Raw genomic sequence first — 22,372 nt, forward strand, 5'->3', positions numbered from 1 at the left:
TGATATATTCTCTAATTTGACTCTCTTACATCTTATAAAACTCTTCCCACCCTTTTCTTGGAGGAGTGCCTACCAAAAGGTCGTTTGCCAACTTGTTGTTGGTGATTTTTTTCTTCTTTCGGTCAAACTCTATCTTGGTGTTGAGCTGCTGGGCTATCACCCCAAGGTTGAACACTTGGCTGAGTGGCCCGGCCACTTTAAAGTCCGAACGGGTCTTTTCTTCACCTTTGCAAGAAAGCAAGAAGTTGGCAAAATGATTAGAAGGGCTTTCTGGTACTTCAGGAAGCTTTGAAGCCATTTCTTCAGCTTTTTCCTTAGGGATGATCGATAACTTACTTCCGTGCGAGCCGCCCTTGAAAGTAAGATCTTTCCCATAAATAATCTTACCGGGGTTTAGCTTCGCTGGTTGAATTTTGCCACCACCTACAGGAGGGATATTCGGGTCAAGCTCCATTTTTCCATAACCCTCTGGCACTTCTGGAATATTGTTCACGCCATCGTACCAAGTAATGTCGCAAGCTGGCATGTTGCCCCTTTTGGGAAAGCGGAAGGCGAGGGTAGAGGTCTGCGGGAAGAAGAAGGAATTATGCCCTTCTATTCGCAAAGGGTTCACCTCATAGGGCAAGCCAAGGTCGAGGAACTCGTGTGCGGTATCCATGATGTGTGCTCCCCAGTCGCCCAGTGCGCCCATACCGAAGTCGTACCAGCAACGCCATTGGCCGTTTATATAATCCTTATGGAAATCGTGTTTTTGTGCCGTCCCCAACCAAGTGTCCCAGTCAAGTTCTTCGGGTAGCGGTTGGCCATTGGGAAATTTGGTAATACTGGTGTCCCATCCGTGCCAGCGGCGGGCATTGTTCATATGGGCGGTGATAGCAGTTACATCTTTAATGATGCCAGCGTCTACCCAAGCTTTGAACTGGAAGTAGTTCGCTTCCGAATGTCCTTGGTTGCCCATTTGGGTCACTACTTTGTGCTTTTTAGCAGCTTTTATCAACAGCTCATTTTCATTGAATGTACGAGCCAAAGGCTTTTCCACATAAATATGCTTGCCTTTTGACATAGAGAGCATAGCAATAGGGAAATGCGAAAAGTCAGGAGTACCTATACTTACCGCATCAAACTGATCTTCCATTTCATCGAACATCTTCCGGAAGTCTTGGAAGTGTGGAGCATCTGGGAATTTGTCGATAATTTCTTTGGTACGAGGACCGCCAATCTCAGTGTCGCAGAGGGCAACAACATTGGCATGCCCCGTTTCAAACAGCTGCTTTACCACTCCGCCTCCTCGGTTGCCTATGCCGCAGCAGGCAATATTTACCTTGTCGGAAGGGGCTACGCTAGGGATGCCCGGATGTGGGGAAGTGGCATTTTTGCCTAATACTACATGGCTGGGTAAAATGGTGATTGCGCCTAGCGACAATGCGCTATTTTTTAAAAAATTACGGCGTTGCATTTTTTTCTTCATTTTCTTTTTGGGGTAATTCTTTGTGAGTTTTAAAAAAAGTTGAATAAAGACGAGCCTTTCGTGAAAATAGAAAGGATTTTCATCTTATGATCGTGAATTTATCTTATTCGCTCCAAAACAGCATGAAGGTCGATTGATTTTTTAGATTAAAAAAGGCGGAAGTTTTCAATTAAAAGCATCTTGTTACCTTTTTTTAATTGAAAACAGAAAAAACTAAATGGAATGAAAGTTGGATAAACAAAGAACAATTCTATCTAGAATTGCTTTTTTGTTCCTTTTTAGAATCATCTGTATTTACAAAAGGATATTATTTCCCCCACCTCTTATGATCGAACCTGCCAAGTTTAAAGACTACAAAGGTGGCCTCCCTTCTGCCATTGCACTGATGGGCTTGGTCCTTTTCAAACCAATAAGTAGTATGAGTTTCAGAACGAAAGCTTTTTCTTCTGCAAATTTCTTTGTCTTTTCTAATTAAAAGTTGTCTAAAAACATGTCTATTTGCAACGGTATTGCATTTGATGAACTTGAACAAAATTTAAAAACAGACAACTACTAATTTATTCACACATGAGACTTCACTTACTTTTATCTGCATTTTTATTTATTGCAAGCTTGACAGTTCAAGGGCAACAATCGTTTACCGGCCGGGTGTTGGACGGAAACAGCTTGCCCGTGCATGGGGCGAATATTAAAGTGGTAGATGCAAACGTAGTGAGCGCTACTGATCCATTTGGTTATTTTAGCCTTGTGCCTGAAAAGGAAGAGTTCTTGTTGGAAGTGAGCCATATTGGGTATGAAACCAGAATAGTGCCTGTAAATACGCAAAAGCAGCATGAGCTAAACTTGGTGTTGGAAGAAGGAAACCTTCAGCTTTCCGAAGTTTCGGTTACTGCCGAAAAAGAAAATAAATTGAACATAATTGGTCAAGTAGATTTGAAGCTGAGGGCGATCAATAACTCACAAGAAGTATTGCGAGCAGTGTCAGGCTTGTTCATTGCACAGCACGCCGGGGGTGGAAAGGCTGAGCAGATTTTCTTAAGAGGTTTCGATATTGACCATGGTACCGATATCGCCTTATCGGTTGACGGAGTTCCTGTAAATATGGTTTCCCATGCACATGGGCAGGGCTACTCTGATCTTCATTTTGTAATTCCCGAAACCATTGAACGCGTCCATTTTGAAAAAGGAACGTATTATGCCGACAAGGGAAATTTCAATACAGCGGGCTTTGCCGAGTTTCGAACCAAAAAATCACTGAACAACAACCTGATCAAAATTGAAGGAGGAGATTTCGGGACGTTCAGAACTGTGGGGATGGTAAACCTCTTGCCTCAAAAGCTTCAGGAAAAGCAGCAACATGCTTTTATAGCCACAGAGCTTTTCAGGTCCGATGGGTATTTTGAAAGTCCGCAAGGGTTCAAGCGATTCAATTTGTTGGGAAAATACCATGGGAAAGTAGGGGAGGACAGTTGGCTTACAGCTTCGCTTTCTAGCTTTTATAGTGATTGGAGTGCTTCGGGGCAAATTCCCGAAAGGGCAGTAAAAAGTGGGCAGATCACTAGGTTCGGAGCTATAGACGATACGGAAGGAGGCGAAACTTCTCGCCAAAATGTAAACCTGAGCTTCTTGCACAAGGCGGGGCAGAATGGTTGGCTAAAACACCAAGCCTATTTCAGTAACTACGATTTTGAACTCTATTCCAACTTTACCTTCTTTTTGAATGATCCTGTAAACGGAGATCAGATTAAGCAAAAGGAAAACCGGAACTTGTTTGGGTATCAATCAACCTATTCAAAAGATGTTTGGTTGGGTTCTTGGAAAGTTGCCACGCAATCGGGAGTTGGCTTTCGGTACGATAATGTTGATAACAACGAACTGAACCGAACCATTGCCAAGGAAACCATAAATGAACGAATTGCTTTTGGAGACGTGGACGAGACAAATGTGTTTGCTTTTGTAGAGGCTAAATGGTCGTTGGCTGCAAAACTAGAAATGACTACAGGGCTAAGGATGGATTATTTTCAATTTAACTATGCAGATAAATTGACTGGAGTTGAGTCAAGTAAAAACCAAGGGCTGTTAAGCCCGAAGCTTCGGTTCGATTATTTGATGAATAGCAATGTTTCGCTTTTCTTGAAATCTGGCATCGGGTTTCATTCTAACGATTCGAGAGTTGCCGTGACCCCAAACAGCGTTTCCGAAACACTTCCCAAAGCCTTTGGGGTCGATTTGGGTGGAACGCTCAAGCCTAGTGCAAACTTGTTGGTAACAGTAGCCCTTTGGGCGCTGAGACTCGACCAAGAATTTGTATATGTTGGGGATGAAGGAATTGTAGAGCCTAGTGGAAAAACACTCCGAAGGGGGATCGAAACGTCAGTTCGTTACCAAGTAACCTCTTCTTTGTTCCTCGATACAGACCTGACCTTTACTAGAGCTAGGGCATTAGAAGCTGCTGAAAATGAGGCATACATACCGCTAGCGCCAAGTGTTACTGCTGCTGGCGGGGCTACCTGGAAATCGAAAACTGGTTTCAGTGTAAGTTTGCGCTACAGGTACTTGCACGACCGACCTGCCAACGAAGACTACAGCCTTGAGGCAAAGGGTTATTTTGTGACCGATGCGGTTTTGGGCTATACAAAAGGGCGCTATAATGTTGGTTTGTCGGTAGAAAACCTATTAAACACGGAATGGAATGAAGCCCAGTTTGCCACTGAATCGAGGTTGTACAACGAGCCAATTTCTGTTGAGGAAATCCATTTTACCCCAGGTACGCCCCTTTTTGTGAAAGGAAGTGTTTCATTTAGTTTTTAAAACTGATTTATAGGAAAGCTTGTTTAAAATATTCAATGCGCTACAACGAATTAGAGAATAGGGCTGCTTGAAAGGAGCTATCGGTTTATTTTGTGCTAAAAATCTTATCAAATGCTTCATAAACTGCTAAGTGCAAGGCATCACCATGGTCAAGCTCTGGGAAATATTGGAAATTGATATTCGTATTGCTTTCCTTCTCTTTTAAGAGTTTCTTGTTCAGTTTTTTGGCAACCGATTTCATGATTTTTCCTTCTTTACCAACTGCTATGAATATATTCTTTTGTGTTGTGTATTTCGTTGGTTGCATCTGAAGTAGCGATTCATCGTCCCACCAAAGACTTGGGCTTACAATGATGTAGTTTTCAAACAAGTTAGGTTTTTTAAACAAGATTTCAGTGGCAATCAGACCGCCTAGGGATTGCCCAATGATGGTGGATGTTTCAGATGCCTTGTAAAGCTTGTTGACTTGAGGCTTTACCTCTAGTTCTAGAAAGTCGATGAATTTGGCCGAGCCTCCATTTAAAGGATTAATCTCTTGATATTCTTCTTTTTCCGAGGGATATGTAAAATCGTGGTACCGATTGATATTTGAAATGCCTACTACAATGCATTCGGGCATCTTTTCTAACCAAGGATAAGAGCTAAACTGTACCAGGCCGGCAATGTGAAGAAAGTCTTCGTGGATAGATCCATCTAACAGGTAAATAACTGGATAGGTCTTTAGGGAATCAGGCGAATAGCCGTTCGGGAGATAGATATTTAATACCCGGGTTTGCTCCAGAATTTCTGATTCTATTTCAATTCTTTCCCCAATGATCAGTGGCTCTTTTTTAACGGGTTCGATTCTTTTTTGAGCGAATAATTGATTGCTCAGGGCCATAACTAAGCAGATGAGCAGGGTTATTTGGGTTTTCATTCTGGTGTATATAGTTTCTTTGGTGGTAAACTTAAGTCATAAAACACATCTGGTAGGTATTAAACAACTATTTTATTATTGGAATTTCATAATAGAGGCTTGAGTTTTCTATTCCATTTGTGCCTGAATGTTATGGATTATAAGCCAGCCTCTTTTTGCCTTACATACATGTTCTGGATAAGATATATTTTGCTATGTTATATATTAGATAGCATTGCATGATCTATCATGTAAAAATCTACTGGTTGAAATAAGAAAAAATACGAATTAGCAGGTTTTTGGCTGTTTTTTCGTTAAAAATAGGCTAGTAATGGGGCAAGATACATGTTAATCCTATGTTAATTTTATTAAATTAAATCATGGAAAAATGAAATTCTGTGGCTGATGGATTATCATTGCGTTCATATTCACCCGTTCATTATGCTATGCCTACTAACGTAATTAATAACATGTCTGATAATCAGCAGATAACTGAGCTATTAAGTGAGATTGATAGAGTTTTGTTTGGTAAGAATACATTAAAGTTTTCACCCCAATTGGTTTCGAGTAGTAAAAGAGCCATGGCTACCTCATATGCCGAGCTGCTCATGAGCGACCCATCAAATGTGACCAAATTTCATGTTAGAATATTGCTTCCAGAGTTTAGCAAACAGGAAATTGCCTTAATCACTTCTCATGTATTCAAGGCTATCGATAAGAATAAGCACCTTAAAAAAATATTGACCTACCTAGAAAATTGAGAAAGAAAATTTCTACAGTTTTCTTTTAAAAGAAGCAGTTCATTTCAGAAATGATTTGTTTTTAGCTTGCTGTTTATTCATCCTCGTTTTCCTCCCATTCTATTTTTTCTACACCGAAAAGGAGCATGCGCAATCTTGCAAGGTTTTCTATTAACTCTGTGTGGAGTAATTTTCCTGCGGAGTTATAACTAATAGCGTAAAAATCACCCTCTAGCTCATAAAGAAATATGTTGCCATCTGGCTTAGATTTGATAGTCATAAGCTCACCGCTAAGCATGATGCGGTGAAATTTTTTGCTGAGAGTTAGGGCTTCTTCCATCTAGTTTCAAGTATTGGTTAGGATATTCATTGTTATTCTAAATAACGCATATTTTCAATAGAATTAAAAAAAACTAAATCAACGAATATTTACCTTTGTGTTAACTAATTACATGGGTTTAACATGATGTTTTCACTTTAACAAGCTGAGATGCCTTCCAATACATTTTTTGAGATAGAGAAAATGCAAGCGGTTTACCAGCGTAGGCTTGGTAAAGAAGAGAGAGCACATGTCCATACGTACTACACCATTATTTTTGTAATAGAAGGAGCAGGTACACACTTGTTGGACTTTAAGCGATACGCTTTGCTGGACAGGCAAGTATATTTCATAGCACCAAACCAAACCCACCAGATACAAGAAAAGGGTGTGCCAGTGGGGTGGGCTATCAAATTTTCCGAAGACTTTCTTATTGAAAATCAAATCGATTCTGCCTTTATTTCCGATATCAATCTGTTTCGGGAGTTCAATGCTTCTCCACCTATTTCCCTTTCCGAGGAAGTTTCTGGTTCGTTAAATTCCTTGGCAAACCAGCTTTCGGTCATGGCTTCCAAGCCTAAAATGAAATTCAAAACGCAGACTCTTGGGGCGCTGCTGAAGCTCTTCCTAATTGAATGTTACAATGCTTGCGTGTTACCAGTCGATCCCGATTTTGGGCAAACAAGTACGAGAATGGAGTTGCTAAAGCAGTTTAAGGGATTGATTTTGGAAAATTATCAAAAAGAGCATAAGGTAATGTATTATGCAGGTCAACTGGCAATTACGCCAGATCACCTAAACAAAACAGTGAAATCATTGTTAGGCATCACAGCAAAAGACTATATCCAATCTATTCTATTGGTGATGGCGAAGCGACAATTGCTCCATACACGGATGAATGCAAAAGAGGTTAGCTATACTTTAGGTTTTGCCGAGCCATCCCATTTTGCACATTTTTTCAAGAAACACACCTCGCTTAGCCCAGCTGAGTTCACTAAAACCTATAATGCCTGATTTTTGCAATAATACCCCTGATTATGGCAACTTATTGGGGAATCTATTTTTAAGCACCTCCGTTTTTATATATGAAAACTAATTCATATCAATTATTGAAAAGGAGAATAAAATGAAAACTGTATTTCATAAATCGAACATCAGAGGACATGCTAACCACGGTTGGTTAGATAGTCACCATACTTTTAGCTTTGCTGGTTACTATGATCCAGAGCGAATGAACTTTGGTGCTTTACGCGTGCTAAACGATGATATTGTAGATGCTGGAATGGGCTTCGGCAGGCATCCGCATGATAATATGGAGATTATCTCCGTTCCTTTGGAAGGGGAGTTGGAGCACCAAGACAGCATGGGCAACAAGCAGGTGATCAAGAAAAATGAGATCCAGGTAATGTCAGCCGGAACTGGGATTGTGCATTCCGAATATAATAGGAGCAAAACAGAAAGGACTAACTTTTTGCAGATTTGGGTGATACCCAACAAACGAAATGTAAGCCCTCGTTATGATCAGCTAGCCTATGACTTGGCTGCAAACCCTAACCAACTTTTGCAAGTGCTTTCGCCCAATAAAGACGATGCAGGAGTTTGGGCACACCAAGAGGCTTGGTTTCATTTGGGCAAATTGGAAAAAGGCACGAAGCTTGGGTATGAGCTTAAAAAAAAGGGGAATGGAGTCTATGCATTTTTGTTAGATGGAGAACTTGACATCAGTGGAAATCTCTTAGAGAAACGTGATGGACTTGGTGTTTGGGAAACTGAGAAGTTGAGCTTGGAAGCCAAAGAAGATAGTTTCATTCTTTTGATGGAAGTTCCGATGGGCTGATAGTTATTAAGTTTGGGTTTTCATTAATGATTTGAAAAACGTTCAGCAAACATAGATTGCTGAACGTTTTTTTGTATCAGTGATATTCCAATGCCTAAAGTTGTTTGCTTTTAAATTATTTAGGATGTTGTTTTTACTTTTATGCATCAATTTAAAATTAAATTAATTGTTGCTATTTTATTTTATTTAGAATTAGTCTAAGTTTGCATAACTGATTATTTAGACTAATTAAAAATAACAAGATGAAAATTCTTACTTTATTTACATTGACCCTCTCAGCGTTATTGGTGTTTTCTTGTTCTGGAAAAAAGCAAGACGCTGAAGCTACAACAGTCGCCGCTACTCCAAATGGGGAAAAAATAGGAGTACTCCTGGTAAACCACGGATCTCATTCGGAAGGTTGGAGGAAAATGTTGAAAGACATCGAGCTGGATGTGAAGGATGATATTATGAAAAGTGGTGATGTAGCAGATGTGCGCACGGCTTTTATGGAATATACCGAGCCGTCAATTGCTACGCAAATGAAAGCATTTGATGCAGAAGAGTATGATAGAGTAATTGTGGTACCGATTTTTTTGACCATTTCATCACATACAAGTAACGATATCCCTAATATAGTTGGGCTAGCAAACGACCCGAAAGTAAAGGCTAGCTTGAAAGAGGAAAAAATTGAAACGTATAGTTCAAAAGCTAGGGTAACTGTTACCCCATTGCTCGACTTCCCAACGGTGCTAAAGAAAAATATCACTCGCAGAGCAAAAGCCCTTTCCAATGGAAGTGGAGACGAGGGTGTTGCATTGATTGCTTACGGAGATGCAGAATTTAACCAGCAGTGGGAAGAAATGGTAGAAGATATTGGACGCTATTTGAAGGCGCAAACGGGCATAGGCTCTATTTCTTACGGGTGGTGCGGGCACTTGGTAAGGTATTCTTCCGAGCCAACTAAAAAAGCGGTGGAGCAGATTTTGGAATTAGAAGAAAGAGCCATTGTAATCCCTGTTTTGGTGGCGAATGATGAGCACTTCCAAGGAGAGATTATCCAGAATGGTGTAGATATGATTGAAGACCAGAAAAGGGTGGTATATAAGCAAGATGCTATTTTGCCAGATGAAAATATCAATAATTGGGTAGTAAAAATAGTAGAAGAAACGGTTGCCGACCTAAAAGGTGATGCAGTAGCTTCAAAATAATTTTCCCGAGTATCTTAATTATGTGGGGAGAAGGCTATCTTCTCCTCTCATTTCCCTGTTTTTTTAGTCATTGGTTTTATGGCAAAGCAATTAAAGATAGATTTCCGCAAATCTATAGTTACCGCAATTGTTCTGGGTGTTTTTGTATTTTTCTCTATTTACGGACCATTGGAATCCAATAACGGTTTGACTTCTATTTCCACGTTGGAAAATGAGTTTTTTGCTCCCCAGTTGGTGACAGACCAGGTACGGTCGTCGGTGAAGGAAGCTGGGATGATTTCCGAAGACGAAGGGGATGTGTTGGGTGAGTTTGGGATGGTGAAGCCCATCAAGGAGAGTGAAGTGAAAGAAGCGGGTATGCTTTCGTTTGAAAATGATATGGGGGTTTCGCTTCACGATGAGCAATGGGCTGAAGATATGGCCGAGCGCTTGGAGGCCAAGTACGGAGCGGATGCAGATGTGGTGGTGAAAATGAAAGATGACTTGTGCTATGCAGAAATTTATCAGCGGGGAAAGTTGCAGTCTCTGTATTTTGAAAACATGTTGCATAATACAGTGCAAGGTTATTCGGGGGCTATCTATATGGGGATGGAGACAAGCCTTGCGGGGGTACTAGAAGAGGTGAGCTATATCACTTCAAAAGAGACGGAAAGTTACCTGCGGAAAATATTGAGAAGCACTTATTTGGATCAGTACGAAGGCATTTCCTTACACAAGGATGATCATGTGATTGATGCGATTTCGGGAGCGACAATCACCACAAGGGCGATGGCGGAAGGCATTACGGAAGCTTTCGAAGTGACGGCTCCTCAGATTCTTTCTACCTATTACGATTTTGAAGTTGAAAACTTTCATGTAAAAGCAGAATTGACCTATTGGTGGATCTTTCATATTGTAGTGATCTCCAGCATCTTTTTGTATGCTGTTTTGCCTCAGATCAAAAAGTCGAAACGTTCCCGTTTGATTATATCTGTGGTAGCTATGGCTTACATAGGCTTTGGGCTGAACAGTTCTTTTACCTATATCACTTTCTTGATGCCTTTTATGGGTACAGAGGTGTCACTGTTTTTGGGGTTGTATGCCCTTTTTACCTTGTTGGGAGCCATTTGGGGGAAAAATGCTTACTGTTCTTACGTTTGCCCCTTTGGTGCAGCGCAGATGGTTTCGCTCAAATATTCGCCTTTCAAATCAAAGAAGCTATTCATCACCAACAAACAAGCCGAGTACATCCGCTACGGGCTGACGATTGTGCTAATTGGAGGGTTCATTTTGGGTTATAAAACACTTGGGAATTATGAACTTTTCCCCGATTTGTTCAGCTCACAGGTTTCTTCTTATTGGTTTTATGTGGCTATTGCATTTGTTGTGATCTCCATGCGGTTTCCCATGTTATGGTGCAGGGTCGCTTGCCCTACGGGCTGTGTGCTCGATGCTGTGAAAGACCTTTCAAAAACAAAAAGTTCGAAGCCTAGAAAAAGAATTTTGGCTACGTAAACAACTCAAAAATGAGACGATTTTTTATTCTAAGCCTTTTGGGGCTATTGGCGTTCCCTCTTTCAGGAATGGCTCAAAATTCTGTGGAGCTTACCATCGTAGATGGTTCAGACAAATCTCCGCTTATTGGCGCACATGTATGTTTGCTTTCTGCTTCGGGCAAGAAGTCTTACTTTGTGGCAGATATCGATGGTAAAGCGGTCGTGCCATATACTCCCAATTTGACCTGTGCTATTTCCTATTCGGGGTATAAAACGACTGAGATTTTAGTGGAAAATAAAAAAGGGCAAACCGTTAAAATGAAGCCTGATCTGTTGATGCTCGACCAGGTGGTAAAAACGGCTAGTGTTGAGCCTCAAAGGGTCGATGAGTCCATTTACAAAATAGGGCTGATCAGTTCGGCAACTATAGAAAAACAAGGGGTTCAAAACCTGAACGATGCTTTGCGTTTCCAACCAAACATCAACTTACAGCAAGATGGCGTGCTTGGTTCGCAAATTATTATGCAAGGTTTGGAGGGGCAACATGTGAAAATATTGGTTGATGGAATTCCTCTAAATGGCAGATTAGATGGCAATATTGACCTTTCCCAAATTGATATGTCGCAGGTTGACCATGTTGAAATAGTAGAAGGACCAATGTCTGTGGTGTACGGGTCCAATGCGCTTGCCGGGACTATTAATATTATTACCAAAGATAACAGTTACTATAAACTAAATGGCTCAGCTACGGTATATGGAGAGTCGGTAGGTGTGCTGAGTGGGAATGCAACTGTTGCGGGAATTGTCGGTGGAAAGCATCACTATAACATAGGAGGAGGGTATCGGTATTTCAATGGGTATGATCTAGATAAAAGCACTCGGTCTATGGACTGGGATCCTAAAAATCAAACAAACTTAGATGCGAGCTATACTTACAAAGAGAAAAATTGGGACTTGAAAGTTGGTACGAGGCTTAGCCAAGAAGACTTAACCCTTAAAGGGGGGTATGTATCTGAACTTAGGGCTTTTGACACAGAGTACATCACCCAACGAACAACGTTTTATGGCCAAGGGAATAAGCGTTTTGAAAACAGGTCTGCATTGAACGGAATGGCTTCTTTTAGTGTGTATGATCGTACTTCTCAGCTGTATTATGTGAAAGAAGATCAGGGTGGCGCTTCTAATAAATCTGGAGGGGAAGGTAACGACAGGTTTGAAACTTGGAACGCAAGGTTTTCTTATGCCCTGCCTTTGGGCGAAAAGTTTGACTGGCAGATAGGCTACGAACTAAACGACGAAGCGGGTTTTGGTGGTAAAATAGCTGAAAATGACCGGTTGGTTGAACATGCCCTTTGGTCCGATATAAAGATAAAGCTTTCGGATGAGTGGCAACTCCAGCCCGGGTTGCGCTACCTAAATCACAATGTATTTGATGCGCCTTTGATTTATTCTGGCCATTTGAAATGGAAGCCTCAAACCCAATGGGAGGGAAGGGTCTCTTTTGCCAAAGGATTTAGAACTCCTAGCATGAAGGAGCTTTATATGAATTTTGTGGATACCAACCACCAGATTTTTGGTAACCCAAACCTGACCCCTGAAACAAGTTATAGCCTCAATGCGGCTTTAGGCAAAACTATTTCTACTTCAGAAAATGCGGTTTGGAAGCTTGATGCGACCGCTTTTTACAACCACTTATTCGATGTGATTGAGCTTGCGCAAGGCGATGATGGAATTGTTTTTTATTATCAAAATGTATCTGAAAAGAAAACGCATGGCGGTACGCTTTCGGCAAATTTCAACAATGATAATAGGTTGAAAGCTAGCTTAGGTTTCACGCTCACTGGCATTGGTTACGACCCTGCGGATAACGGCCAGCTCGATTTTGAATACGCCAAAGACTTGGTGGGAATGGTTTCGTATTTCTGGCCCTTGGCAGACTTGAACATGCAAGTAGACTATAAGTATACTGGAGAAAGAACTCAATTGTATGCAAGCGGAACAGATGGCGAGGTTACACGAGGCACTGCCAGTTCTTATGATATGCTTAATTACGCCGTGACGAAAGGGTTCAAGAACAAGAAGTACTTGTTGACAGGAGGTGTCAAGAACTTGCTAAATGTGACTGGGATCACAAACACCACCCAAGGTGGAGCGCATTCCAGCACATCAGACCTTATGATTGCCTGGGGCAGGTCGTATTACCTTTCTCTTAAAATAAACCTTAAAAGAATTTAAATTTTTAACCATTTATTTATAATAAGTCTAATTAAATACAACTATGAAAAAGCAGTTATTTACTATATTAATTGGTGCAGTTGCCTTGTTGACTTCTTGCGGTGAAGATGATCCAGATCCTCTTTTTTCAGGAGAGAACGAAGTGCAAGTATCTCTTTACAGTAAGCCTGATGTGACTATCCAAACGACCGACCACTCTGGAAACCCTATTGACCAGACATTGTCTTATAATAGGCAAGTGTTTGTAGACTTAGATGCGGTGAGCGAAACAACTGGTGCAGATACTATGGCGGTTCACTATAGCGATGCGAGCTACACCCACTTTGACCTGTGGACTGCGGGCGCCGATGAGGCAACTGGAAGCGAAGGCTGGGACATTGTTTTGGCTTGGTACAATGGAAAAGCATTTGACCCAAGCACAAGTACTTATATTCCATACATGATGACAGGAGCGTTGATTAATAAAGGAGTGGTGCAAGCTCTTAAACTGAATAAGGAAGCAATTGAAGAAGAGGGCAAAACCTTTATTTCTTATGATGATGTGACTTTCGACGATGCGGAAGGAATGACACTTAGCGCTGATGTGGCGGCAATAGGTGAAGACTGGAAAAAACTAAATTTTTCAAATTTTCAATACGAAATGGTAGCTGACCAATACTACATCATCAAGTCTACTAATGGTGTGTATTTCAAACTAGCATTCACTGGCTTTTATAGTGACAACGATGGGACAAAAGGTTTTCCAAAGTTCAAGTTTGAAAGGATTTTAGCTGAATAGATTTTACGTATGCAATCCTAGCTCCCCCTTTCGTTTTCATAGAAAATGTGGGGGAGCTTTTTTTATCCTAATTGCCCTTGTAAGCTCACATTCATCTGCATTTTTGATCTGTATTTGTGGTAGAAATAGAAGATGCTCCAGCACATTCCCACCAAGCTTACAGCAAATACTGCATAGCTTAGGTAAATCATCAGGTTGAGGTAGCTCAAGTTATCCGAACCAAAATTCTTGATTATCATAAGGGTTAGGCTCCCCAAGTAACCAAAGGCATCTGCTGTGGTGATGAGGAAGCCAACGGTGCTCACGTATTTGAAAGCAGCTATCATTCGCTCAAAAAGCATGATATTGAAAGGTACGTAGCCCAAATACAAGCCAAAACCAACACCAGTTAGCCAAAGAAATGGAGAGATTATTTGTGATTGGAAGGCGAAGGTAAATCCACCTATCATCAATCCTCCAATAAGAATTAGCCCTAAGTTGATTTGGAAGGCTAGCATATTGTTTTTTATCTTCATCATAAGCGCAATAATGATCAACATGCCGATGAAAATTGGTGTTTCAGTTTGTGTGAAAATCATCGCATCGTCACCGTAGCCCAATGCGTTCCAGATATCCGCTGAAAAATTGTCCCTAAAATCTCGATAAACCGTGAGCAGAATATAAACTGCTAGAAGCAAAATCACGCCCGTAAAAAACGTACTAACAAATTTCTTGCGTTCAGTTTTGTTCATTGGTTTGCGGAGGGTACGCTGCTCTATGTCTTTGGGTGAAGGAAGGGGGATGTGGTTTAGCAACCAAACTCCTAAAACCAAGGGGACCATAAATATAATTCCTGTCAAAAAAGGCATCCAAATTTCAGGGACACCATAGGCAATGGTCATAGTTTTCCCCACGGACTTCACCACTCCCGAAGAAAATATTTGAGTAGTAGAAAGCCCTGCCGCTAGTAATTCGGTAGTTGTCCGCCCTTCAAGGTACGTAAATACCACTCCCCAAACCATGCCCAGCGGCAAGCCATTCAATATCATAAATGCGATATTATAGGGCGGGGGAACTATTGCGAACAAGAGCAATGAAAGGCATGCAGCCCCGATCAATTTTAGTATCAGCATTGCTCGGTTGGCTGGTTGCAATTCCGAAACTATCTTGATCCCTATAAACTTTGAAAGGGTGTATCCGATCACTTGGGATGTTATGACAAGGATTTTATAATCAATTCCCCAAAATTCCATGTCTTCAAAAATTGCAGCAGTGATTGGCTTTCTGAAGGCATAGGTCGATGTGTAGGTTATAAAGGCTACGCACCATCCGAAAATCACAAAAATGACCGTGTTGCTTCCCTGCAAAAATTGCTTGAGAGCTTTAGAAGTTAGCATGGTTGAAAGATGGTATGAGATTAGTTCGCTATTATTATATCCATTGCATCGCTGAGTGAATCGACTATGTGGGTATGTGGATATTTTTCCAGCATTTCCTTGGTAAATGCTCCGGTAGTGACGCCAATAGTCAATTTGCAGCCAGCAGCATCGCCTTGCATCATGTCTGATTTGGTATCTCCAATTTTGGCAACTTCAGTTACATCTTTTAGTCCAAGCGCTTCCATTGATTTGAAGATCATATCCGGATAAGGTCGTCCATTTTCTACTTCGTTACTAGCTACAGAAAAGTCAATCAACTCTTCCCAGCCCAATCGTTGGATAATAGCGTTCATAGTTGGTCTGCTAAAGCCGGTATCAATCGCTATTTTTATCCCTTTTTTCTTGAGTGCTTTGAATACTTCGGAGGTTCCTTCTATCTCAGAAACTTCAGGAGCTTCCAAGTAGAAGTCGACCGTGCCTTTTACAAAATCCTCATGGATTTTATCCCTCATTTCCTCATTAATATCAAGGCCTTTGGCTTCGGTGACCATGCGGATGGCAACTGGCTTTGGGTAGCCCATCAGCTCATTTACATCTTCTTCGTTTATATCGAAGCCATTGTCCTGAAATGCATTTACAAAACATTTGTGTACGAAGTTGTTGTCTTTGACGGTTGTTCCCGCCATGTCCATTACTACTAGTTTTATCATGATTTTGTGTATGTCGGTGTTAGAAATTTTATGTCAATTGAATTAATTAGAGGCTGCTAGTTCCACTTCTTCAACTGCTGCTAGCAACCTTTTAAAGTCTTCTGGAAAAACGTGCCCTATAGAGCCAATTCTGAAAGTTTCGGCGTCGGATATCTTTCCTGGGTAAATCACAAACCCTTTCTTTTTGAGCGAATGATAAAATGTATTGAATTCAAAATTTTCCCTTTTGGGAAACAGAAATGAAGTGATGAAAGGGGATTGCCATTCTCTTTTTACCAGTGGTTCAAAACCAAGTGCTTGCATGCCCTCCACCAAAATGGATTGATTTTCCTTGTAGCGCTGGTAGCGAGCTTCTATTCCTCCTTCTTCTTTTAATTCTTCCAAGGCTGTTTTGAAGGCTCGAACCACGTGAGTAGGAGAGGTGAATCTCCACTTTCCACCTTTGTCTTCCATTTCTTTCCATTGTGCATATAAGTCAAGTGACAAGGAGCGGGCGATTCCTTTGCAACCTTCTATCAATTCCTTTTTTATCAGTACAAAACCGAAACCAGGAACACCCTGTATGCACTTATTTGCACTACTGATTAGGCAGTCAATGTCTAATGTTTTTAGGTCAATGGGAATCCCTCCAAAACTGCTCATGGCATCGACTATAAACCTTGACGAATATGCCTTGGAAAGCTTGGCTACATCTTGAATATTGTTCAATATTCCTGTGGTGGTTTCGCAGTGAACCATTATTACATGCGAATATTTTTTAGCTTTTAACTGCTCTTCTATTTTGGGAATACTTGGTTGTTCATATTCCTTAAACTGTAAGAGGTCAAAAGAAATCCCAAGAACTTTTGATATTTGGGCGATTCTATCTCCGTAAGCTCCATTGCTTATCACAAGGAGGTGTCCATTAGGTTTTATGCAGCTGCCAATGACAGATTCTACAGCAAAAGTACCGCTCCCTTGCAGCAGTACAGAGGTATATTCATTGCTGCCATTGTTTTCTATCAGTTCACAAAGGGTATTTCTTACATAAGATACAATGTCTTTATTGTAGTCGTCATCCCAAGTGCACCAGTCTTGCAACATTGAATTTCTTACTCCGTTGCTTGTGCTCAAAGGGCCCGGAGTCAATAATAAATATGGGTTGTCCATAAATGGTTCTAATATGATTTAGCAAATGTATTAGCCAGCCCTTGTTAGTGGGTAAGCCAAACCAAAAAACTATTATATTGACAAATATTCAAAAGTTATAAGAGGATAAATATGCTTTTTGCGTGAGTTTTAATCTAGGAGTAACACTTGGCGATATTGCTTAAACTAGGGTTGATTTTTAAGAGAAGATAGGTAATTATTGAACTTTGCAGAAAGCTAGCAGTATTTGTTGAGGAGTTTCAATATGTAGGTTCGATATTCTTTTGAGAAATGTTTTGAATCATACTAAAAAAAATGAAATTTGGCTTTTCTTAGAAGAAGAGTAGATAGAAGAAAATATGGCTATTAAGAGTGATCGTTTGGGGAATATTGGCAAGGTGATAAAAGAAATACGCAAGCAAAATTCGATGAATTTGCAAACCGTAGCAACTAAGAGTGAAATAACTCCAAGTTTGCTTTCTAAAATAGAGAACTTTAGAACGGTTCCATCTTTGCCTGTCCTGTTCAATATTGCCAAAGCACTGGAGGTTGATTTGACCGAATTAGTGAAAGGTGTAAGTACACAAGAGGCAGATTATGTTTTGATAAAAAAGGAAAACTTGATAGGAGAGGAGAGGCATGACTCTGTAGGCTTGACCTATTTTGATATCTTAAGCCAAAATGTGACATCCTGTAATATACGGGTGAATTTGGTGAGGGCTGCTCCTGAAATTTACAGGCCTCCGGTGTCTACCGCAGCAACGGAGCTAATCCATGTGTTGAAAGGGAAAGTAGTGTATAGCTTAGATGAAAAAGTAGTGGAATTACATGAAGGAGACACGCTTCTTTTTGATGGAAATATAGCCCATTCGGTAGAAAACCAAGAGAAGAAAGAGGCGCTTATGTTTAAGGTGTATTTTATGGATGCGTAGAAGAATGTTGGCAAACCAATCAAGGGTTTGGTTTTAAAAGCTGTTCCCGAAATTCTTTTGGGGTTAGCCCAAACTGGTTTTTAAACAGTTTTGAAAAATGCGAATGGGTATTGAAGCCAATATCGGTCATTACATCGGATACCCTGACCGTTGGATTTTTTTCAAATATAGCCTTGGCTCTGTTTAGCCTGTAATGTGTAATAAATTGCCCCACTGACTCTCCAGTGAGCGCTTTTATTTTGCGGTTGAATTGCATGTAGCTATAAGCTAATTCTTGTGCCGCATCCTCAACTTTTAATTCAGAGTTAGCAACATTTTCATCCACAAATTTTACAAACTTCTTAAGCAATTTATCATCGTGCGACGTGGTCTCAATGTCATCGGATACGTAGGCATACTTTTCTTTGAACATTTGCTGAAGCTTCTTTCTTGAATCAAGCAAGTTGTTTATTTGGACCATTAAATGATCTGCCCGGAATGGCTTGGTAATATAAGCATCTGCTCCAGTCGATATACCTTCTATCTTTTCATCCAATGTGTCTTTTGCAGTAAGCATGATCAAGGGTATATGACATGTTTTAGCATCTTTTTTTACTAGTTTGCATAGTTCATTCCCATCCATCTCTGGCATCATCACATCGGTGATAATGATGTCAGGAATATGTGTTTTAGCTAATTCATACCCCTCTACACCGTCAACAGCTTTAATGACATGAAAGTGTTTTTGGAAGATGTCACTTACAAACCCGAGCATGTCCAAATTATCTTCTACTACAAGTATGGTCTGTGGCTTGGTATCAGGTATGTCTTCATCACTATTGCCCAAGCTGTAAAGCTCTTGTGTAGGACTCATCTTTTCTTTCTGGTTTGAGATCAAATGTGTGTTGTCCAGTGGAAGAGTGAAAACAAATTCTGAGTTTTTACCAAACTTTCCGATCTCTTTTATTGTGCCATTGTGCAGTTCAATAAATTCCTTGCTCATTGAAAGCCCTATTCCTGCCCCAGATAACTTGTTGTCTACTTGATAAAACCTATTGAATATTCGTTGTTTTTCTGCTGATGGTACACCTTCTCCCTCATTCAGAATACTAAATACAAACTGGTTTTCCATCTTGTCTAACCTCGTTTTTATCACCACCTGGCCTCCTTTTTTCGAATATTTACAGACATTGGAAATCAGGTTGTATAGTACCTTTTCTATTTTATCGTAATCAAACCATAGTTCTATTTTTTCAGCATTATTTATAAAGTCAACTTGCAATTCTGATTTCTGAAACCCGAATTCGCAGGCTAATAAGACATCTTGAACCAATTCGTTGATATCAGCCTTTTGTAGGTTCACTTTTAATTTATTCTGTTCTATTCTTCTGAAATCGAGTATTTGATTGATTAATCGTTGAAGTTGGAGAGCGTTTCTTAACACCAATGACAACATTTTTGCATCTCCATTTGTACTCTTAGCCTCTGCCATCATCCCTTCTACAGGCCCTATGATTAATGACAGCGGGGTCTTTAGCTCGTGTGAGATATTTGTAAAAAAGCGTTGCTTCATGTCAAACAACTCCTTGTCTTGCTGCTTTGCCAAGCCTTCCAACTTTAATGATTGCTTTAGTTGCGAAAGGTTTTTGAGATACTTGTATATAACAAACAATATGCAGGCAAATGAAAGCCCAAAGAGTAGGCGGGCAAACCATGTCGCATACCAAGGAGGCAAAATATGAATGTGCAATTCCCGAATTTCGTTGCTTTCGATCTTGTCGGAATTTAGCGCCTTTAATTGGAAGGTGTAATCTCCATGGGGTAATTGCGGATAGTTGACAGAATTCTGCAAAGCAGATGCATGCAGCCAATTATCATCTACTCCTTTCAGCCTGTATTTAAACGAGTTGCTCTCTGGAGATGAAAAATGCAAAGCCGAGAACTCGATGGTAAAGTTGTTTCCTTTATGGGGTATGATGATTTGATCTAAAGCTTCCAATGCCTTTGGTAATATCACCGTTCCATACACTTCTTCCCCAATATTTACTGGCTTATCAAAAATCTTTAATCCCGTCAAAGCTACTTTGGCGGGAATATTATTAACCGATATTTCGTCTGGGTAGAATGCTACAATTCCATTGTTGCCTACAAATAACAATTGTCCGTCTTTTGTTTTTGCCCCACCTTTTATATTGAACTTGCTCACTCCTTCGGGAAAAGGGTAGGCATATTGGATATATGAGTTGTCTTGCGTGTTGTACTTGATGATTCCATGATTAGATGCAATCCATAGATTGTTTTTGCCATCCGTTTGAATATCGAAAATGGAGCTGATAGGCAGGCTTATCTGGTTGTTTTTATTATCAAAACCAATAATATCACCTTGTTCGAAAATGATTTTATTTAATCCTCCATTATAGGTTCCTATCCATATTTGCCCACTATCATCCTTGCATATTGAAGTAACCCTCGAGTGGCTTAAAGACATCTCGTTTTCAGGATCGTAAAAATAATGGTTGAGGTATAGGGTGTCTTGCTCTTCTTCAGTTCTAAACAGCCCGTTGTTCATTGCTATGAAAGTTCCCAAGCTATCGAGGCAAAGGATTTGATTCACTCTGTTGTTTAGCGATGCCCCACTATGAGCCTTTAGGGGTACCTGGGTGCAATTTCCCGATAACAGGTTTTGGATATCATTTTTGAAATCAACGCATAATAAATTTTTCGATCCGCCAATCCACAGCCTGTTTTCAGCATCAATTTCAAAGTTGAAAATTGAATTATCCCCAATGATTTTTTGCAAATTACTAGTAGGGGGTAAACTTGAAAACTGTCCAGAATTCAAATTAAAGAAGAGCATTGTAGTGCCAGCCCCAATGAGTATATAGTCATCCCGTTCGAACAAGGCATATCTCATGATACCCTTTTTATAAATGAGTTCAAACTCAAATTCGGACACATGGGTTTCTGTAAATTTATTGATCGAACGATTAAGTTCTCCTTGTAATGTACCAGCCCACAAATGGTTTCTTGAATCGATAAAAACAGGATTGATGAAATTGTGCGAAAGTGATTTTTTGTCGAGAGGATTGTGCTTTAGGTTATAAAATGGCTTTCGCTTAGTATCTATTTTAGCAATACCACCTTGCCCTTTTCCAATCCAAATTACGCCCGTATTGTCTTCAAATAAGCAGAGTAGGGTATTCCATTGCAAACTGTTTTTTGTGTCACTTTGTAAATACCTTTTTATTGAATGGGTGTTCTTGTTGAATTCAAACAACCCGTTTCCTATAGTCGAAAAATAAATATGTTTGTTTGAAGAGACTATAATGTCGGAGGTGTTAATAATTTTCTGAAAAAGATCTTCTTGGGCTCCTAAAAATACCGATTCTTCGAGGTGGCCTGTGCTCGAGAGTTTCATCCGCTTAACTTTTTTTTGAAACCCAACCCAATAAACAGAATCAGATTCTCTGGCAACGGTATGGCAAACCGAAGTTCTATTTAAATACGAGATGATTTTTAAAACATATCGCTGATGGTCAAACTTTGCGACCCCAATTCCTCCATTATCGGCCGCAATAAAGAATAGTGAATCTTCTATATGAGAAATCATTCTGATTCTTTCCTGGTAGGGGAAAAAATCATGGTTTGCTATGACAATATCTTTTATTTCATTGTTTTCTGAAAGGCATAAAACACCAGAGGAAGATGTGATAAGGGTGCTTTTGGAACTCATTTTGCAAAGTTTGGAGCGGATGTCAATAGCTTGGTGAGGGATTCTTTGAAACCGATTTTCATGCTGATTATACTTGCATAACCCAGCAGTTGTAATCGCCAATATATCGTCGTTTTTATCTACTTGCAGTTCAAATACCTTATTACAAGGTTTTAAATGATGTCCATCGTAAAAGTGTTCGTAGGCTACGGTTTGGATGCCATCATACCTTACCAATCCTTTGTGGGTTGCCAACCATAAAAAGCCTTTTTCATCCTGTACAATGTCAAAGATCCCATCTTGGTAAATACCCTCATGCTGTATATGCTCAAAAAATACTCCCTGGCTGTAGAGTGTAGCATGTGTAGCCAAAAGTAATAGTAAAACGAGTATAAAAGGGAGCTTGGTGGTCATCTGAAAGATACATTAATAATCAGGATCATAAAATTAGAAATATTTTCATTCAGAGGTAAGTTCCGCTGAGGCGCTTGGTTGCCTATAAATGCTAATGCGTGTCTAGCCAATGGGTTACATAAAAGTAGCAAATGGATTGTTACAATAGTTGCAGCTTTTGTTAAAATACAGGCAATCCTTTCTTCATAAGAAAACTAGTATTGCTAATGGCTTTGTAAGAGCATGTTTAAAATTTAGGTTTTCAAGTGAAAACATTCAGTTTTGGGTTCTCACGAAAGAAGAAAATTTTTGAATAGCAGCGCTATTGTAAAATTTTATTTTGAAGTGAGGTTCCATAAATGAGTGTTTGCAGCGAAATAGATAAGATTTAAACATGCTCCAAACTAAAAAC

16 protein-coding genes are annotated in these 22,372 nt (G+C 40.1%); 9 read left to right on the forward strand and 7 right to left on the reverse strand.

All coding sequences use genetic code 11. The features are described 5' to 3' along the window. Positions 1-25: 25 nt before the first annotated feature. The gene (locus R9C00_10650; GenBank protein WPO37911.1) at positions 26-1,468 is read right to left on the reverse strand and encodes a Gfo/Idh/MocA family oxidoreductase; all 1,443 of its coding nucleotides are present in this window, start codon (positions 1,466-1,468) and stop codon (positions 26-28) included. A 567-nt stretch (positions 1,469-2,035) separates the two neighbouring features. On the opposite strand from R9C00_10650, the gene R9C00_10655 reads away from it, so the two are divergent. Next, positions 2,036-4,279, forward strand: coding sequence for a TonB-dependent receptor (locus R9C00_10655; protein ID WPO37912.1), 2,244 nt, complete (start codon positions 2,036-2,038; stop codon positions 4,277-4,279). Between the two features lie 85 nt (positions 4,280-4,364). On the opposite strand, the gene R9C00_10660 is transcribed toward R9C00_10655, so the two are convergent. Continuing rightward, on the reverse strand, positions 4,365-5,195 hold the full coding sequence (locus R9C00_10660) for an alpha/beta hydrolase-fold protein (GenBank protein WPO37913.1): 831 nt from the start codon (positions 5,193-5,195) through the stop codon (positions 4,365-4,367). Positions 5,196-5,620: 425 nt separating this feature from the next. Here R9C00_10660 and R9C00_10665 point away from each other — a divergent pair, with 425 nt between their 5' ends. Beyond that, positions 5,621-5,935, forward strand: coding sequence for a hypothetical protein (locus tag R9C00_10665; GenBank protein ID WPO37914.1), 315 nt, complete (start codon positions 5,621-5,623; stop codon positions 5,933-5,935). Positions 5,936-6,008: 73 nt separating this feature from the next. On the opposite strand, the gene R9C00_10670 is transcribed toward R9C00_10665, so the two are convergent. Then, positions 6,009-6,254: a hypothetical protein gene (locus R9C00_10670; protein WPO37915.1), complete on the reverse strand. Its 246-nt coding sequence runs from the start codon at positions 6,252-6,254 to the stop codon at positions 6,009-6,011. Between the two features lie 150 nt (positions 6,255-6,404). Between R9C00_10670 and R9C00_10675 the strand changes: the two genes are divergently transcribed. From R9C00_10675 to R9C00_10700, 6 genes are all read left to right on the forward strand, one after another. Then, positions 6,405-7,247, forward strand: a complete 843-nt coding sequence (locus tag R9C00_10675) for a helix-turn-helix transcriptional regulator (GenBank protein WPO37916.1) — start codon at positions 6,405-6,407, stop codon at positions 7,245-7,247. Between the two features lie 112 nt (positions 7,248-7,359). Next, on the forward strand, positions 7,360-8,070 hold the full coding sequence (locus R9C00_10680) for a pirin family protein (GenBank protein ID WPO37917.1): 711 nt from the start codon (positions 7,360-7,362) through the stop codon (positions 8,068-8,070). Between the two features lie 242 nt (positions 8,071-8,312). After that, a complete protein-coding gene (locus R9C00_10685; protein ID WPO37918.1) occupies positions 8,313-9,260 on the forward strand; it encodes a CbiX/SirB N-terminal domain-containing protein in 948 nt (315 codons plus the stop codon). 78 nt (positions 9,261-9,338) lie between these two features. Then, the gene (locus R9C00_10690; GenBank protein ID WPO37919.1) at positions 9,339-10,754 is read left to right on the forward strand and encodes a 4Fe-4S binding protein; all 1,416 of its coding nucleotides are present in this window, start codon (positions 9,339-9,341) and stop codon (positions 10,752-10,754) included. Positions 10,755-10,765: 11 nt separating this feature from the next. Beyond that, a complete protein-coding gene (locus R9C00_10695) occupies positions 10,766-12,970 on the forward strand; it encodes a TonB-dependent receptor (GenBank protein ID WPO37920.1) in 2,205 nt (734 codons plus the stop codon). A 43-nt stretch (positions 12,971-13,013) separates the two neighbouring features. Further along, positions 13,014-13,748 carry an HmuY family protein gene (locus tag R9C00_10700; GenBank protein ID WPO37921.1) on the forward strand — a complete coding sequence of 245 codons (735 nt, stop codon included), beginning with the start codon at positions 13,014-13,016 and terminating at the stop codon, positions 13,746-13,748. Between the two features lie 62 nt (positions 13,749-13,810). Here the strand turns inward: R9C00_10700 and R9C00_10705 are convergent, their stop codons facing one another. The 3 genes from R9C00_10705 to R9C00_10715 are packed head-to-tail and all read right to left on the reverse strand — an operon-like array spanning position 13,811 to position 16,965. Beyond that, positions 13,811-15,124: a DUF5690 family protein gene (locus tag R9C00_10705; protein WPO37922.1), complete on the reverse strand. Its 1,314-nt coding sequence runs from the start codon at positions 15,122-15,124 to the stop codon at positions 13,811-13,813. 20 nt (positions 15,125-15,144) lie between these two features. After that, complete coding sequence (locus tag R9C00_10710; GenBank protein WPO37923.1) at positions 15,145-15,816, reverse strand: HAD hydrolase-like protein; 672 nt, start codon at positions 15,814-15,816, stop codon at positions 15,145-15,147. A gap of 42 nt (positions 15,817-15,858) precedes the next feature. Next, positions 15,859-16,965, reverse strand: coding sequence for a 2-aminoethylphosphonate--pyruvate transaminase (locus tag R9C00_10715; protein WPO37924.1), 1,107 nt, complete (start codon positions 16,963-16,965; stop codon positions 15,859-15,861). Between the two features lie 338 nt (positions 16,966-17,303). Here R9C00_10715 and R9C00_10720 point away from each other — a divergent pair, with 338 nt between their 5' ends. Further along, entirely contained in the window at positions 17,304-17,876 is a 573-nt protein-coding gene (locus R9C00_10720) for an XRE family transcriptional regulator (GenBank protein WPO37925.1), read from the forward strand. 19 nt (positions 17,877-17,895) lie between these two features. Here the strand turns inward: R9C00_10720 and R9C00_10725 are convergent, their stop codons facing one another. Then, complete coding sequence (locus R9C00_10725) at positions 17,896-21,981, reverse strand: response regulator (protein ID WPO37926.1); 4,086 nt, start codon at positions 21,979-21,981, stop codon at positions 17,896-17,898. Positions 21,982-22,372 lie beyond the last annotated feature (391 nt).

The organism is Flammeovirgaceae bacterium SG7u.111, from assembly GCA_034044135.1.
In the GTDB taxonomy this organism is placed as follows: Bacteria; Bacteroidota; Bacteroidia; order Cytophagales; family Flammeovirgaceae.